The 16,063-nt window shown below is 42.0% G+C and carries 15 protein-coding genes; 14 read left to right on the top strand and 1 reads right to left on the bottom strand.

Annotated elements, in window-relative coordinates; translation table 11 throughout:
• The first annotated feature begins 127 nt into the window (after positions 1 to 127).
• The 6 genes from miaA (at position 128) to glnA (ending at position 6,018) form a co-directional block, all read left to right on the top strand.
• A complete protein-coding gene (gene miaA, locus HPK16_RS09040) occupies positions 128 to 1,054 on the top strand; it encodes a tRNA (adenosine(37)-N6)-dimethylallyltransferase MiaA (RefSeq protein WP_181676651.1) in 927 nt (308 codons plus the stop codon).
• Between the two features lie 135 nt (positions 1,055 to 1,189).
• Positions 1,190 to 1,423, top strand: coding sequence for an RNA chaperone Hfq (gene hfq / locus HPK16_RS09035; protein WP_036064844.1), 234 nt, complete (start codon positions 1,190 to 1,192; stop codon positions 1,421 to 1,423).
• Between the two features lie 146 nt (positions 1,424 to 1,569).
• Complete coding sequence (hflX, locus tag HPK16_RS09030; RefSeq protein WP_246369368.1) at positions 1,570 to 2,781, top strand: GTPase HflX; 1,212 nt, start codon at positions 1,570 to 1,572, stop codon at positions 2,779 to 2,781.
• A 2-nt stretch (positions 2,782 to 2,783) separates the two neighbouring features.
• Positions 2,784 to 4,079, top strand: a complete 1,296-nt coding sequence (locus HPK16_RS09025; protein WP_181676650.1) for a methionine gamma-lyase family protein — start codon at positions 2,784 to 2,786, stop codon at positions 4,077 to 4,079.
• Positions 4,080 to 4,256: 177 nt separating this feature from the next.
• Positions 4,257 to 4,625: a MerR family transcriptional regulator gene (locus tag HPK16_RS09020; RefSeq protein WP_181676649.1), complete on the top strand. Its 369-nt coding sequence runs from the start codon at positions 4,257 to 4,259 to the stop codon at positions 4,623 to 4,625.
• A gap of 58 nt (positions 4,626 to 4,683) precedes the next feature.
• Positions 4,684 to 6,018, top strand: a complete 1,335-nt coding sequence (gene glnA, locus HPK16_RS09015) for a type I glutamate--ammonia ligase (protein ID WP_181676648.1) — start codon at positions 4,684 to 4,686, stop codon at positions 6,016 to 6,018.
• Positions 6,019 to 6,184: 166 nt separating this feature from the next.
• On the opposite strand, the gene lexA is transcribed toward glnA, so the two are convergent.
• A complete protein-coding gene (gene lexA / locus HPK16_RS09010; protein WP_181676768.1) occupies positions 6,185 to 6,799 on the bottom strand; it encodes a transcriptional repressor LexA in 615 nt (204 codons plus the stop codon).
• 160 nt (positions 6,800 to 6,959) lie between these two features.
• Here lexA and yneA point away from each other — a divergent pair, with 160 nt between their 5' ends.
• The 8 genes from yneA (at position 6,960) to HPK16_RS08970 (ending at position 16,039) form a co-directional block, all read left to right on the top strand.
• Positions 6,960 to 7,289 carry a cell division suppressor protein YneA gene (yneA, locus tag HPK16_RS09005; protein WP_181676647.1) on the top strand — a complete coding sequence of 110 codons (330 nt, stop codon included), beginning with the start codon at positions 6,960 to 6,962 and terminating at the stop codon, positions 7,287 to 7,289.
• 76 nt (positions 7,290 to 7,365) lie between these two features.
• On the top strand, positions 7,366 to 7,821 hold the full coding sequence (mscL, locus tag HPK16_RS09000) for a large conductance mechanosensitive channel protein MscL (protein WP_181676646.1): 456 nt from the start codon (positions 7,366 to 7,368) through the stop codon (positions 7,819 to 7,821).
• Between the two features lie 21 nt (positions 7,822 to 7,842).
• Positions 7,843 to 8,076: a DUF896 domain-containing protein gene (locus HPK16_RS08995; protein ID WP_181676645.1), complete on the top strand. Its 234-nt coding sequence runs from the start codon at positions 7,843 to 7,845 to the stop codon at positions 8,074 to 8,076.
• A gap of 163 nt (positions 8,077 to 8,239) precedes the next feature.
• Positions 8,240 to 10,234, top strand: coding sequence for a transketolase (gene tkt, locus HPK16_RS08990; protein ID WP_181676644.1), 1,995 nt, complete (start codon positions 8,240 to 8,242; stop codon positions 10,232 to 10,234).
• A 233-nt stretch (positions 10,235 to 10,467) separates the two neighbouring features.
• Entirely contained in the window at positions 10,468 to 10,704 is a 237-nt protein-coding gene (locus HPK16_RS08985) for a YneF family protein (protein WP_181676767.1), read from the top strand.
• Between the two features lie 255 nt (positions 10,705 to 10,959).
• Positions 10,960 to 12,141: an amidohydrolase gene (locus HPK16_RS08980; RefSeq protein ID WP_181676643.1), complete on the top strand. Its 1,182-nt coding sequence runs from the start codon at positions 10,960 to 10,962 to the stop codon at positions 12,139 to 12,141.
• 342 nt (positions 12,142 to 12,483) lie between these two features.
• Positions 12,484 to 14,250, top strand: coding sequence for an ABC transporter ATP-binding protein (locus HPK16_RS08975; RefSeq protein ID WP_181676642.1), 1,767 nt, complete (start codon positions 12,484 to 12,486; stop codon positions 14,248 to 14,250).
• A complete protein-coding gene (locus HPK16_RS08970) occupies positions 14,237 to 16,039 on the top strand; it encodes an ABC transporter ATP-binding protein (protein WP_181676641.1) in 1,803 nt (600 codons plus the stop codon). Before HPK16_RS08975 ends, HPK16_RS08970 begins: the two co-directional genes overlap by 14 nt.
• The last annotated feature ends 24 nt before the right edge of the window (positions 16,040 to 16,063 follow it).

The raw sequence follows: 16,063 nt of genomic DNA, 5'->3' as shown, positions 1-16,063 counted from the left end.
TTTCGATATCGAACTTTTTTCTGGTAGAGACACCGATTGCGTGATGGTCGGTGTTTTTGTTTGCTTTTTTATAGTGACCGCTACAGTGGTTAGATGGTACAATGGAAGTGTGAAGGGGGAGGTTTTTTTGAGCAAAATTCCCATTATTGTCATTGTTGGACCAACTGCGGTTGGGAAGACGGCGCTTAGCATTGAAATGGCGCAGAAATTTGGTGGAGAAATTATTAGTGGTGATTCGATGCAGGTCTATCGTGGATTGGATATCGGTACTGCAAAAGTAACGGAGGAGGAGATGGCTGGGATTCCCCATTATTTGATTGATATTCGTGAACCAGAGGAACCTTATGATGTATCGGAATTTAAGCAGGAGACGCATCGGCTTATTCATCAAATTTGGCAAGCTGGAAAAGTCCCGTTTCTAGTTGGTGGAACGGGACTTTATGTGCAGTCGGTCCTCTTTGATTATACTTTTTCGGAGGTGGCTAGCGATGTGGGTTATCGTGACTCTTTATCTGGGAAGTCGAGTGAGACGCTTTTAGAGATGTTGCACGAGGTGGATCCTGAAAGTGCGGCAAAATTGCATGCGAATAACCCGCGGCGTATTATTCGGGCGCTAGAAGTGTATCATTTGTCTGGTAAGAAATTCTCTGAGTTGCAGAATCAAGAACAGCAATCAAGTACGTTCGATCCTTTGTTAATTGGTTTGGATCGTGATCGTGCAGATCTTTATGAACGGATTAATTTGCGTGTGGACATAATGATGGAGCAAGGATTATTGGCAGAGGCGCGGAGGCTTTATGATACTGGGTTACGTGATGTTCCAGCGGTGCGTGGGATTGGCTATAAAGAATTGTTTACACAATTTGATGGCGAAATGTCTTTGGATGATTCTGTTGAGCTACTTAAACGTAATTCTAGACGTTTTGCTAAGCGGCAGCTGACATGGTTTCGCAATCGTATGGATGTTACGTGGTTTGATACAAATGAAACAGGTGTCAATGGTGCTATAACCAGTGAAATAACGCAATTTTTAGCAACTAATCGTGTGTTTTAATCCTTGATAAAAAGGGTATTTGAAACTAGCATAGAAAAAACAGTCTTCTTTTCTTAGAAGTGTCATTTGTAGTTTTTGTACATTTCGTATAGAATGGAGATAACTGAAAAAGATAGAGAATAGGAGCGATTCAATATGAAACAAGGTGGGCAAGGGTTACAGGATCATTATTTAAATCAATTGCGGAAAGAGAAAATTTTGGCAACGGTATTCTTAACAAATGGATTCCAGTTGCGCGGCCGGGTTATTAGTTTCGATAATTTCACGGTTTTGCTAGATGTAGATGGCAAACAACAACTTGTATTTAAACATGCGATTTCAACGTTCTCTCCACAAAAAAATGTAGCTTTGAAATCGGATGATGAATAGGCTAATTGACTTTTAAAAGAACATAAGCCGAATGTTTTGTACCAGTTTTTATTGGGGCGAGCATTCGGTTTTTATATGCGTTTCCATCTTTCTTTGTGCTACTTTTTATGCTACGATGAATGGAGGAAATGATAGGAGTGCGGATAATGGTGGAAAGAGCGATATTAGTCGGCTGTGAATTGCCGAAACAGACGGAGGAACACTTTTACTATTCGATGCTGGAATTGGGTAGTTTGGCGAAAACGGCGCAAGCAGAGGTCATTGGAGAGGTGACGCAAAAACGGGAGCGGGTGCACCCAGCGACATTTGTTGGTTCTGGGAAAATAGAAGAGATTGCAGCGTTTGTCGCGGAGATGGAAGTCGATGTGGTGCTTTTTAATAGTGAGCTTAGTGCGACGCAAGTACGGAATATTTCTAAGATTGTTGATGCACGAATTCTTGATCGGACGCAGTTGATTTTGGATATTTTTGCGATGCGTGCGAAGACTCGGGAAGGGAAGTTGCAAGTGGCATTGGCGCAATATCAATATTTGTTGCCCAGATTGAGCGGTCAAGGGGTTTCTTTGTCGCGTCTTGGTGGCGGAATTGGGACGCGTGGACCTGGGGAAACGAAATTGGAGATGGATCGACGCCATATCCGGCAAAAGATGGTTGATATTAAAAAGCAACTGGATATTGTCGTAAAACATCGGGAACGGATGACGGCTAGGCGTAATGACCAGGCTATTTTTAGATTTGGTTTGATTGGCTATACAAATGCTGGTAAATCCACGCTATTTAATCGCTTGAGTGATGCGAAAACGTTGGAGGAGGATCAGCTTTTTGCGACGCTGGATCCGACGACGCGGAAATTGGCTTTTTCTCAAGGATATACGGCACTTTTGACGGATACGGTTGGGTTTATTCAAGATTTGCCGACAACGGTTGTGGCGGCTTTTCGCTCCACGCTTGAAGAGACGGCGAATGTGGACGTTCTTTTGCATGTGGTTGATTGCTCGAATCCGGATTATGTCCAACATGAAAAAACGGTTTTGACACTGCTTGAGGAGTTGGAAATGCAACATATTCCGATTTTGACGGTTTACAATAAGAAGGATCAGCAGTTGCCTTATTTCATCCCGACGCAACCAAACTATGTCGAAGTGAGTGCATTAGAAGAATCTTCGCAGTACTTTTTGATGGAAAAAATGTTATGGGAGATTAAGCAATTATGGCAACCTTATGTGGTTCGTGTTCCTGCAAGTGACGGACGAATGTTACATAAATATAAGCAGGAAACGGTTATTATTGAAGAGATGTTTGATGAGGAAACGGAAAGTTATCAATTAAAAGGCTATCAAGCGCGAAAGGATAAGTAGAAATGACATCATTTTTTAAACAAATACCAGATGAATTGCGTCAGTTAGCGTATGTTGTGGAGGATGAGTTGCGCCCTTTACAACGCGAGACAGAGTTGATTGCAGAAGAAAATCAGTGGAAAGTCATGCAGGCTTTTCAGAAAAATAGGGTGAGTGATTTTCATTTCACTCCATCGACTGGTTATGGCTATGATGATGATGGTCGTGACACGCTAGAGCGAGTGTATGCAGATGTTTTTAGAGCAGAGGCGGCACTTGTTCGCCCGCAGATTATTTCAGGGACACACGCGATCTCGACGGCTTTATTTGGCGTATTGCGTCCTGGGGATGATTTGTTGTATATAACAGGTGCACCATATGACACGTTAGAAGAAATTGTCGGTATTCGTGGGACTGGCAAAGGCTCGTTAAAGGAGTATCAAATTGGGTATGATATGGTTCCATTAAAAGCGGATGGTTCGGTTGATTTGGAGCTAGTGCGTTCGAAAATAAAGCCAACAACCAAAATGATTGGGATTCAGCGTTCGCGAGGATATGCAGATCGCCCATCTTTCTCCATTGCAAAAATAAAAGAGATGATCGCGTTTGTTCGTGAGGTGAAAGCGGATGTCGTTGTTTTTGTCGATAATTGTTACGGCGAATTTGTGGAAGTTTTAGAACCGATTGAAGTTGGTGCGGATTTAATAGCAGGCTCTTTGATAAAAAATCCAGGCGGTGGATTGGCTAAGACTGGCGGTTATATTGCGGGCAAGGAGGAGCTAGTCGAATTGTGTGCTTATCGGCTGACAACTCCAGGGATTGGTGCGGAGGCTGGGGCTTCTTTATACAGTCTTCTTGAGATGTATCAAGGCTTTTTCTTGGCGCCACATGTTGTTTCACAAGCTGTAAAAGGTGCTCGCTTTACTGCAGGAATCTTGAGTGCCTTTCAGATTGAAACAGATCCAACCTGGGATGCACCGCGGACAGATTTGATTCAAAGTGTTTCTTTTCATGATCGCGAAAAAATGGTGGCCTTTGCGCAAGCGATTCAAACGACTTCGCCAATTAACGCGCATGTTGTTCCGGAGGGTGCTTATATGCCAGGATATGAAAATGACGTTATCATGGCAGCGGGAACTTTTATTCAGGGGGCAAGTTTGGAATTAACGGCAGACGGTCCGATAAGGGAGCCTTATCAACTGTATGTGCAGGGTGGCCTTACATATGAGCATGTGAAGTTAGCGGTTTTAGTAGCGACGAATCGGCTAATAGAGCAGGGATTCATAGCGCTATCGCAAATAACATGGAGATGTAAATAAATTCAAAAAACAGTGAAAATATTTTTCGCTGTTTTTTCATATTATGCTTTAACTGTTGGTATATAAGGGTTTGCAAAGATGTCATATTATCTAACATATATTTGACAAATGATATAACATACATTATAATGCAACTAACATATGAAAAATATAGTGTTTTGAAAGGGGTAAAATGTCGTGAGTGAAAAAGAAATTAGAAGATCGATGCCTCTTTTCCCGATAGGTCCTGTCATGAAACTCACAGATCTAACCGCGCGACAAATTCGTTACTATGAAGATCAGGGATTAATACATCCAGCCAGAAATCAAGGGAATCATCGCCTGTATTCGCTACAGGATATTGATGTACTGCTTGAGATTAAAGATTATTTGAATGACGGTCTGAATATTGCGGGAATTAAAAAAATGTACCAAATGCAGCAGGATGAACAGAAGACGCCGCTCACTGATGAGGATGTACGTAAAATTTTGCGAAAAGAGATGCAACAAGCCGGTCGATTCGTGAAACAAGATGCCTCTGGGAAACAACAATTACCAAGATTTTGACATAAGGTATTTACTTTTAAAAAGTTTATATAATATCAATTATTGGGAGGATTTAATTATGACATCGTATACTAAAGAAGACATTTTTCGCTTCGCAGACGAACAAAATGTGAAATTCATCCGCTTGCAATTCACGGATATCCTAGGAATCATTAAGAACGTGGAAATTCCGGTAAGTCAATTAGGCAAAGCATTGGATAACAAAATGATGTTTGATGGCTCCTCTATCGAAGGTTTTGTACGTATTGAAGAGTCTGACATGTACTTATTCCCAGACCTTGCTACATGGGTTGTATTCCCTTGGACAGCAGAAAAAGGGAAAGTAGCGCGCTTGATTTGCGATATTTATAATCCAGACGGAACAATTTTTGCGGGGGATCCTCGTGCTAACTTAAAACGTGTATTAGCCGAAATGCATGACTTAGGATTTACAGATTTTAACTTAGGACCAGAACCCGAATTTTTCCTTTTCAAACTAGATGAGAAAGGAAAACCGACGCTTGAATTGAATGACAATGCTGGCTATTTTGATTTAGCACCAACTGATTTAGGTGAAAATTGTCGCCGTGATATCGTATTAGAATTAGAAGAAATGGGCTTTGAAATTGAAGCAAGCCATCACGAAGTAGCGCCAGGACAACACGAAATCGATTTCAAATACGAAGATGCGGTTACTGCATGCGATAATATCCAAACATTCAAATTAGTCGTAAAAACAATCGCTCGTAAGCATGGTTTACACGCGACATTCATGCCGAAACCACTGTTCGGTGTGAATGGATCAGGAATGCATTTCAACATGTCATTGTTCAATGAAGAAGGAAACGCCTTCTTTGATGCGGATGGCGAGGAGCAATTAAGTCAAACGGCGTATCATTTCTTAGCAGGTATGCTAAAACACGCGAAAGGCTACACGGCAGTAACTAATCCAACTGTCAATTCTTATAAACGCCTAGTTCCTGGATACGAGGCACCGTGTTATATCGCTTGGTCAGGTAAAAATCGTAGCCCACTTGTTCGTGTTCCTAGTTCTCGTGGATTAAGTACGCGTCTAGAGCTTCGTAGTGTCGATCCAGCAGCCAATCCATATTTAGCAATGGCTGTACTGCTTCGTGCTGGTTTAGATGGTATCAAGAATGAACTTACTCCACCGAAACCTGTAGACCGTAATATTTATGGTATGAATGAAGAAGAGCGTCATGCGCACGGTATTTTCGACCTTCCAGAAAGTCTAGCACTAGCTTTGAAAGAGCTTGCCAATGATGATATTATTGTTGATGGCTTGGGCGAACATATTTTGGAACATTTTGTAGAAGCTAAAACAATTGAATGTGATATGTTTAGAACCGCGGTTCATCAATGGGAACGCGATCAATACATGGAAATATATTAATAGAGAGCTAGAGCTACCCTAGGTAAGAAAGTGAAATTCAGCACGAAAACTTGAAAATAGAAAAGCAGGAATCTTGTATAGAGCCATTTAATAAAATGGATTATACAAGATTCCTGCTTATTTTTTATTTTTGAGACCCTTTTGTCCGAGATTCAACTTTTTGAGTTTAGCGAATATCGCGGTATAAGCCGATAACTTTTCCTAGGATAGTAACATTTCTTAAAAGGATCGGCTCTAAAGCGTCATTCTCTGGTTGTAAGCGGAAATGACTGGATTCTCTGAAGAACCTTTTGCAAGTAGCTTCATTGTCATCGGTCATTGCTACAACGATTTCGCCGTTATTAGCGGAATTCTGCTGCCTTACAATGACTTTGTCGCCGTTAAGAATACCTGCATTAATCATACTTTCGCCATCAATTTCTAACATGAATATCTCTGTTTCACCATTTGCCATATATTCGGGTAAAGGGAAGTATTCATCGATATTTTCAACAGCGGTAATAGGGATACCTGCTGTTACTTTACCTATAATAGGAATATTAATGACATTTGGAGTTGCAATATCGTCTTCTAAAGATAGGATTTCAATAGCTCTAGGTTTTGTTGGATCTCGGCGAATGAGTCCTTTTCCTTCAAGTCGTGCTAAGTGACCGTGTACTGTGGAGCTAGAGGCTAAACCAACTGCTTCACCGATTTCACGCACGGATGGCGGATAACCCTTGTCTTTTACTTCAGACTTGATAAAGTCATAAATATCTTGTTGTCGTTTTGATAATTTCATTTGTTTCACCCCGCTCACTCTTTCATTACTTCTTTATTAATCCCAGTATATCAAAGATTTTTTGGATATGCAAACAATTGTTCGTTTTTTTATTGACATAACAGAACGAGTGTTCTATAATGAATAAAAAGCGAACATATATTCTTTTGGAGGGATAAAGATGACTTTAAAATCTATTTGGGATCGGTATTATATTGCAATTATATTTATTATTACGTGTTTTGTTTTAGGTCTAGTATTAATGGTGGTTACAGTGAATCAGGCGGGTTCTGAATACAATGAGGTTAGCGTTGCTAGTGGAGACTCTATTTGGAGTTTGGCGGATGAGTACGCTGGCAATTATAAAATGAGCAAACAAGAGTTTGTGGCATGGGTGGAGAAAGAAAACCAGATAATCAATGGTAAGCTGACGGCTGGTGAGACAATTACGATACCGGTTAAGAAAGCTAACAATGATATAGATAGATCTATTCAATTAGCAAATGAATAAATAGAACACAATGCTTTAAAAACCTCTTATTTTCATGTAGAATAGGCATTGATAATGAACGAAAAGAGGTTTTTCGATGTTTAAAGATTTTAAAGCATTTATTTCGAAAGGGAACGCACTTGGCATGGCAATTGGAATTGTCATTGGGGCTGCATTTACAAGTATTGTGAACTCACTTGTAAATGATATTATTATGCCTCCATTGGGTCTGTTAATAGGCAATGTGGATTTTAAGAATCTATTCATCAGCCTAAATGGGACACATTACGATACGCTAAAAACTGCTCAAGCGGCTGGTGCGCCGACGATAAACTATGGTTTGTTTATCAATAATGTCATTAGTTTTCTCATTGTTGCTTTCTCGGTTTTTCTAATTATTAAAGTGGTAACCAAATATATACCACTGGAGCCGAAAAAGCCTGCGACTAAAGAATGTCCTTATTGCTTGTCTGCTATTCCAGAGAAGGCCAGTAAGTGCCCGCAATGTACATCGGATTTGGCTCAAGATAAAGAAGCGGGATTATCAGTATAACAGTATATAAGGAGGTCAATAATGTTAGAGAAGGCGAAGATAGATCGAATTAATGAATTGTCGCATAAGAAAAAAGCAGGTACAATGACCGTGGATGAAAAATTAGAACAAGAGGCACTAAGAGAAGAGTATATTAAATCATTTCGAAATCAAGTCCGTGATACGATTGAGCATACGACGTTCATCGACCCAAACGGTGATGATGTAACCCCTGAAAAGATAAAACGAAAACGCGACGAACGAAATAAGCTTTGAAGAAACTGGGGGAATCGATAGATTTCTCCAGTTCTTTCTAATCGATCGAACATTATCGATCATTTAAACACATTTATGAACAAGTTGATATTTTTTAGTTGTGAAAAAGCCTAGAAAGGATTATTATAAAGAGTAGTGACTAAAACAAGAGAGGATGTTTCATTTGTTTGATAAAACGGATCAATTAGCAATTAATACTATTCGAACATTATCGATCGACGCAATTCAGAAAGCCAATTCTGGTCACCCAGGATTACCAATGGGGGCAGCTCCAATGGCGTACGCATTATGGTCAAAAGTACTGAAGGCAAACCCAGCTAATTCACATTGGTTTAACCGTGACCGCTTTGTTCTTTCTGCAGGACATGGTTCTATGTTACTTTACAGCCTGCTACATCTTAGTGGTTATAAATTAGGATTAGAGGATTTGAAGCAATTCCGTCAATGGGATAGTAAAACACCAGGGCATCCAGAGGTTCATCATACGGATGGTGTAGATGCGACGACTGGTCCGCTTGGACAAGGTATCGCGATGGCTGTAGGTATGGCGATGGCAGAAAGACATTTAGAAGCAATGTACAACAAAGATGGATTTCCTGTTGTGGATCACTATACATATGCATTATGTGGTGATGGCGATTTGATGGAAGGTGTTGCATCGGAAGCTGCTTCACTTGCTGGACACCAACAACTGGGCCGTTTGGTACTTTTATATGATTCTAATGACATTTCGCTAGATGGCGATTTAGACAAATCATTTTCCGAGAGCGTAAAACAACGATTTGAATCTTATGGTTGGGAACATTTGCTTGTTAAAGATGGCAATGACACCACTGAAATTTTAGCAGCTATTGAGAAAGCGAAACAAAACACATCACAACCAACAATGATTGAAGTGAAAACAGTTATTGGTTTTGGTGCTCCAAACGAGGGAACGAGCAAGGTACATGGTGCTCCACTTGGTGCGGATGGCGTCAAAGCTGCTAAAGCGGTATATGGCTGGGATTACGAGGAAGATTTCTACGTTCCAAGCGAAGTGTACGATCGTTTTAAAGAGACAATTGCAAAACGTGGTGCTGAGGAAGAAGAGGCATGGAACAAGATGTTTGCTTCTTATAAAGAAAAATTCCCTGAACTGGCGACTCAACTGGAACTTAGCTTGGATGAGAAGCTTCCAGAGGGCTGGGATAAGGATTTACCTGTATATGGTGAAGACAAATCGTTTGCTAGCCGTGCGTCAAGTGGTGAGGTAATCAATGCCCTAGCTGCCAAGTTACCGCAATTATTTGGTGGATCTGCTGATTTAGCTGGTTCTAATAATACCAATATCGCAACGGATGGTGAATTTACTAAGGCTACACCTGCTGATCGTAATATTTGGTTTGGTGTACGTGAGTTTGCTATGGGTGCCGCACTGAACGGTATGGCGCTACATTCTGGGCTTAAAGTTTATGGAGGTACATTCTTCGTATTCTCTGATTATCTACGCGCGGCGATTCGCTTGTCTGCGATTCAACACTTACCAGTTAACTATGTGTTGACGCATGATAGTATTGCGGTAGGAGAAGATGGCCCGACGCATGAACCTGTAGAACAAATTGCTTCTCTTCGTGCGATGCCTGGTTTGACATTACTTCGTCCGGCTGATGGTAATGAAGTTGTTGCAGCATGGAAAATCGCGATTCGCTCAACCAATCGTCCAACGGCTCTTGTGCTTACGCGTCAAAACTTACCAACGTTACCGAACTCTGCGAAATTGGCGGAAGAGGGCGTAGCTAAAGGAGCTTACGTGTTATCTCCAGCGAAGAAGGATGTTGCTGATGTACTTCTTTTAGCAACTGGATCAGAAGTTAACTTAGCTGTTCAAGCACAAACGGAACTTGCTAAAGATGGTATTGATGCATCTGTCGTTAGTATCCCTTCATTTGACTTGTTTGATCAGCAATCAGCGGAGTACAAAGAGAGTGTTCTACCGAATGCTGTTCGTAAACGTGTATCTATCGAAATGGGCTCAACGCTTGGTTGGGAACGTTATGTTGGATTAGATGGTAAGACAATCGGAATTGATAAGTTTGGCGCTTCGGCACCAGGCGATACGATTATCAAAAATTATGGCTTCACTGTGGAGAACGTCGTCAATACGGTGAAATCTCTGTAAGTAATAGATTGGAAGTGCAAGATGAGGCGATTTTTTTCGTTAAATCATTTTGCACTTCTTTTTATGATAATATGTTGTGTATGCGCTGTGTTGATGGTATAATGAGGCAGTTGTGATTTTTTAATGATAGGGAACTTTTATTGCTATAGAATATCGAAAAACTATTGTTTTGGCCTGATAAATCAAGTACAATAAAAGGGATATATTGTTTCGAGGAGGAGAAAGAGAATATGTTGTGGTATATACTTATCGGCATACTTTGCTTAATTGCTGGTTTGGCATTAGGATTTTTCATCGCAAGAAGATACATGATGACGTACTTGAAGAAAAACCCGCCAATTAATGAGCAAATGTTACAAATGATGATGGCCCAAATGGGAATGAAACCGTCACAAAAGAAAATTAATCAAATGATGAACGCAATGGGTAAACAGCAAGAAAAAGAAGTAAAAACGAAGAAGAAAAAATAAGGTTTGGGATCGAGTATGGAATGACAGCTTGGTAGTCTGATGTACTGATTTTAGACAGCTTATTTGTTGGTATACTTGAAACACTTTTTGGGATTACGTTTGAGACGTGATTTTGAGAGGTGTTTTTTAGTTCTAAGCTATATTTGCAGAATATTTCGGGTTTTATGAGCGTGTCGCAAGTAAAAGCTGTGCTGGAGTGGTAGAATAGGTTCATGCAGGCGAGATGGTGCTTAAAAAGGAATTGGAGGCGTTGGGATGAATGACAAGATAAGGGCTGAGGTTAAGAGAAATGAAGCGAATATGATTGCTTTTCGGAGGGATTTACATAGGAATCCAGAGTTGTCGTGGCAGGAGATTCGGACGACAAATCGGGTTGTAACGGAGCTTGAGCGGATGGGAATTTCGTACCGACGAATGGAGCCGACAGGGGTTATGGCGGAACTGGTCGGGAATAGGGACGGGAAAACTGTGGCGCTTCGTGCGGATATGGATGCGTTACCTGTGACGGAATTGAGTGAGGGGTTGTCTTACAAGTCGGGAAATATCGGGAAAATGCATGCGTGTGGACATGATGCGCATACGGCAATGTTGCTTTGCGCGGCGGAAGCGCTAATTGAGGTTCAGGATGAGTTGACTGGGACGGTGCGCTTTATTTTTCAACCTGCTGAGGAGATTACGGAAGGTGCGGAGGCAATGATTCAGCAAGGCGCGATGCAGGGCGTAGATAATGTGTTTGGGATTCATATTTGGTCACAAATGCCGACACATACTATTTCTTGTAATGCTGGGCCTGTTTTTGCGTCTGCGGATGTGGTTAAGATTAGATTTACGGGACGCGGGGGACATGGGGCGATGCCTGATGCTTGTATTGATGCGACGGTTGTTGCCGCGGCTTTTGTGATGGGTGTTCAGGCGATTGTATCACGGGAAACCGATCCGCTTGAGCCAGCTGTTTTTACAATTGGGCGCATGGAAGCTGGAACACGCTATAATGTGATTGCGGAAAATGCGGTTTTAGAGGGTACGGTTCGGTCGTTTCATCCGCGAGTGCGTGAAAAAATGGAAGCGGCGATTCGGCATTATGCGAAACAAATTGCGGCTACTTATGGGGCGACGGCGGACGTGGATTATAGTTATGGGACACATGCGGTGATAAATGAGGAGGAGAGTGCCAAGTTAGCGCAGGGTGTGGTTGTGAGCAGTTTTGGTGATGACGTGCTGTATTCTGATCGACCAACGACGGCGGGTGAGGATTTTAGTTATTATTTACAGGAGGCTCCTGGTTGTTTTGCGCTTGTTGGGGCTGGAAATCCGGAAAAGGAGACGGAATGGGCTCACCATCATGGTCGATTTAATGTGGACGAGGATGCGTTAGTTTATGGCGCGGAGCTCTACGCTCAGTATGCCTATACGTATTTGACAGGGAATCCTAAATAAGGGGTTCTTTGTCTGTTAAATAAAAAAATTATAAATATACTTGAATCTTTTAAAGAAATCGGTTACACTAGTTCCTGTAAACAAATTTGAGAGGGAGGTAAGGACAATGAAAAAGATAATTGGATTTGATAATTTAACCATTATTGTAGGAGATAGCCTAAATTCGGCGTCCGTTATATCGAGGAAGAGGTACAGGCTTATTTGAGGGCTAGTATGTGTACTTTTATGGCATAAATTCGATATATATTTCCAAACAGTAATGGGCAGAGCAAGATATGTCCGTTATTTTTTTATGTCCAAAACAAGGAATAAAATGGCTTTCGAGGGAAAAGAGGGTTGGGAATGAAGATTTATAAGGAGCTGGGATGGTTTTTTAAAGAGCAGCGGAAATCGTATATTATCGGGGTTTCATTGCTTTTTATGATAACTTTACTTCAACTAGTTCCGCCGAAAATACTTGGTATGACGGTGGATGCGATTAGTAAGGATACGCTTACGAAAAATCATTTATACATGTGGATGGGCGTATTGCTCGGAGCTGCAGTTGTGGCGTATGTCGGTCGTTATTTTTGGCGGATGATGATTTTTGGATCTGATAATAAGTTGCAGCGTCAATTGCGGTTACGTTTATTTGAGCATTTATCGAAAATGTCGCCGTTCTTTTTTCAGCGTTATCGAACAGGGGATTTGATGGCGCATGCGACGAATGATATTTCGGCTATTCAGCAAGTGGCGGGCTTTGGTGTTTTGACGTTATGTGATTCGATTTTGACAGGGAGTACGGTTATTGCAACGATGGCGATTACGATTGATTGGCGCTTGACGTTGATTGCGCTTTTGCCGATGCCGTTTATGGTGTGGGGAAGTTCGGTGCTTGGTCGGAAATTGCATGATCGTTTTCATAGTGCACAGGCGGAGTTTTCGAAGTTGAATGATAAGACGCAGGAAAGTTTGTCTGGGATTAAGGTTACGAAAACGTTTGGGCAGGAGCAGGAGGATATTGAGGATTTTAGGCGGCAAACGGAGGAAGTTGTTGGTGTCAATGTGAAGGTCGCGAAATTGGATGCGATGTTTGATCCGATGATTTCGATTATTGTTAGTGTTTCGTTTGTTCTATCGCTTGGTTTTGGTGCGAAATTTGTGACGGAAGGAACACTTACGATTGGCCAGGTAATTGCGTTTACGAACTATTTGTTCTTGTTGATTTGGCCGATGTTGGCGTTCGGGTTCTTGTTTAATGTGATTCAGCGCGGGAATGCGTCGTATGACCGATTGAATACGTTGTTGAGTGAGCCTGAGGATGTGAAGGATGATTTTGGTGCGATTGATGAGTTGCCGCGGGGGGATATTGATTTTGCGTTAGAGGAATTTACGTATCCTGATGAGTCGGCGCCTGTTTTGCAAGATATCGTTTTTCAGTTGGAATCGGGGGGAACGCTTGGAATTGTTGGCCGAACGGGTTCTGGTAAGACGACGCTTTTGAAATTGTTGATGCGGGAATATGATGATTACAAGGGCTCGATTAAGTTTGACGGGGAGCCGATTCAGCGTTATACGGTGCGCGGATTGCGTCATGCGATTGGTTATGTGCCGCAGGATCAGTTCTTGTTTTCGACGACGGTTCGGGAAAATATTCGTTTCGGCAATCCGAAATTGTCGCAGGCGGACGTGGAGCGTATTGCGGAGATGGTCTCGGTGCATGAGGATATTACGGAGTTCACCGATGGATATGACACTGTCGTGGGTGAGCGTGGTGTATCGCTTTCTGGAGGCCAGAAGCAGCGGCTAGCAATTGCAAGGGCGCTGATTATGAATCCGGAGTTGCTTATTTTGGATGATGCGCTTTCGGCTGTGGATGCGAAGACGGAAGAGCTCATTTTGCAAAATCTCAAAGCAAATCGTGCGGATAAAACGACGATTATTAGTGCGCATCGACTTAGTTCGGTGGAGCATGCGAATATTATTATCGTGATTGATAAGGGTAGAATTGTGGAGCGTGGCACACATGCAGAGCTGGTGGCGCTCGACGGTTGGTACGCAGAAATGTTCCGAAATCAGCAATTAGAGGAGCTTATTGAGGGCGGGGGTGATACGAATGGAGCCGAATAATGAGGAAATGTTAACGATGAGTGGTAAAGAACATCGCGCGGTTTTGAAACGCTTATTTAGCTACACGAAATATCATATCCCAGCGCTTATTTTGACAATTTTTCTAGTTATGCTGGTTACACTGGCGGATGTATTTTTGCCAATCTTGATTAAAATATTTCTGGATGATTACTTGACGCCGCTTCATTTCGTGGCCGGACCTATTCTTTTGTTGGCATCGGGATACATGGGTTTGGCGATTGGTCGATCTGTGGTTTGGTATTTTCAGCTAGTTTTATTTCAAAAAATTGCTTTGCGGATTGTGCAGCGGATTCGGGTGGACATCTTTAGTAAGTTGCAGAATATGGGGATGCGTTACTTTGATCAAACGCCTGCGGGAAGCTTGGTTTCGCGTGTGACGAATGATACGGAAGCGATTAAGGATATGTTTATTAATGTGCTAGGAACGGCGATTCAAAGCGTGTTTATGCTTATCGGGATTTATACGGCGATGTTTATTATGGATGCCAAATTAGCGGCGTATAGTTTGCTCGTTTTTCCGCTCACGATGTTGATTATTATTGTGTACCGGAAGTATAGTTCGCAGTTTTACAGAGCGCGTCGGGAGAAATTGAGTCAATTAAATGCGAAGATTGCTGAGTCTATTTCGGGTATGTCGATTGTGCAACAGTTTAATCAGGAGAAGCGTTTAATCGGTGAGTTTGAAGAGATTAATAAAGATTATTATGATGTTGGTATGAAAAATATAAAATTTAACGCGTTACTTCTTGGTCCGGCGATTGATTTGATTTATTCGCTAGCGGTCGTACTGATTCTTAGTTTTTTCGGAATTCAGTCGTTTTCGGGGCCGGTCGCGATTGGGACAATTTATGCTTTTATTACCTATTTTGACCGGTTTTTGGAGGCCATTTACAACATTATGGAGCGTTTGGCGCTGTATCAAGAGGCGATTACGGCGGCTTCGCGTGTGTTCCGAATTATGGATGGCACGGATTTGGCGCCGGAACAGGATGCCGAAGCTGGTTTAGCTATCGGAAAAGCGAAGATTGAGTTTAAGAATGTCACGTTTTCGTATGATGGGAAAAAGGACGTTTTGAAGGATATTAGTTTTACGGCTGAATCGGGTCAAACGGTGGCGCTTGTTGGTCATACTGGTAGTGGGAAAAGTTCGATTATCAATTTAATGATGCGTTTTTATGAGTTTGAACAGGGTGAAATTTTGATTGATGGGAAGTCGATTAAGCGCTACCCGATGGAGGAATTACGTGCGAAGACGGGGCTTGTCTTACAGGATAGCTTTATGTTTTATGGCACGATTAAGGATAACATTCGGCTGCATAATAAGTTGATTACGGATCGGGAAATTATAGAGGCGGCGCAATTTGTTCAGGCGGATCGGTTTATTAATACGTTGGCGGATAAGTATGATCATAAGGTGATTGAGCGTGGAGCTTCGTTTTCAAGTGGGCAGCGGCAGTTGATTTCCTTTGCCAGGACGGTCGTGACGAATCCGCAAATTCTTGTTTTGGATGAGGCGACGGCGAATATTGATACGGAGACGGAGAGTTTGATCCAGACGGGCTTGCGAAATATGAGGCAAGGTAGAACGACGATTGCAATTGCACACAGGCTTTCGACGATAAAAGATGCGGATCTTATTTTAGTGCTTCGAAAGGGCAGTATTATTGAACGGGGGACGCATGAAGAGTTGCTTGCGCATGGTGGCGTGTATCATTCGATGTATCAGCTACAAAACAGTGGCATGGATTTAGAGGAGCTGGGTTCGTAAGGGCATAAAGGTTGTTTTTCTTCT

It is taken from the genome of Paenilisteria rustica, from assembly GCF_013820765.1.
GTDB classification, from domain to species: domain Bacteria; phylum Bacillota; class Bacilli; order Lactobacillales; family Listeriaceae; genus Listeria_A; species Listeria_A rustica.
Note: the sequence above shows the minus strand (reverse complement) of the source record. Positions and strands in the feature narration are given on the sequence as shown.

Coding starts and splice junctions, on each gene's coding strand:
- hfq (WP_036064844.1), top strand. CDS start 1,190: ATGAAACAAGGTGGGCAAGGGTTACAGGATCATTATTTAAATCAATTG.
- hflX (WP_246369368.1), top strand. CDS start 1,570: ATGGTGGAAAGAGCGATATTAGTCGGCTGTGAATTGCCGAAACAGACG.
- HPK16_RS09025 (WP_181676650.1), top strand. CDS start 2,784: ATGACATCATTTTTTAAACAAATACCAGATGAATTGCGTCAGTTAGCG.
- glnA (WP_181676648.1), top strand. CDS start 4,684: ATGACATCGTATACTAAAGAAGACATTTTTCGCTTCGCAGACGAACAA.
- lexA (WP_181676768.1), bottom strand. CDS start 6,799: ATGAAATTATCAAAACGACAACAAGATATTTATGACTTTATCAAGTCT.
- yneA (WP_181676647.1), top strand. CDS start 6,960: ATGACTTTAAAATCTATTTGGGATCGGTATTATATTGCAATTATATTT.
- mscL (WP_181676646.1), top strand. CDS start 7,366: ATGTTTAAAGATTTTAAAGCATTTATTTCGAAAGGGAACGCACTTGGC.
- HPK16_RS08995 (WP_181676645.1), top strand. CDS start 7,843: ATGTTAGAGAAGGCGAAGATAGATCGAATTAATGAATTGTCGCATAAG.
- HPK16_RS08980 (WP_181676643.1), top strand. CDS start 10,960: ATGAATGACAAGATAAGGGCTGAGGTTAAGAGAAATGAAGCGAATATG.
- HPK16_RS08975 (WP_181676642.1), top strand. CDS start 12,484: ATGAAGATTTATAAGGAGCTGGGATGGTTTTTTAAAGAGCAGCGGAAA.
- HPK16_RS08970 (WP_181676641.1), top strand. CDS start 14,237: ATGGAGCCGAATAATGAGGAAATGTTAACGATGAGTGGTAAAGAACAT.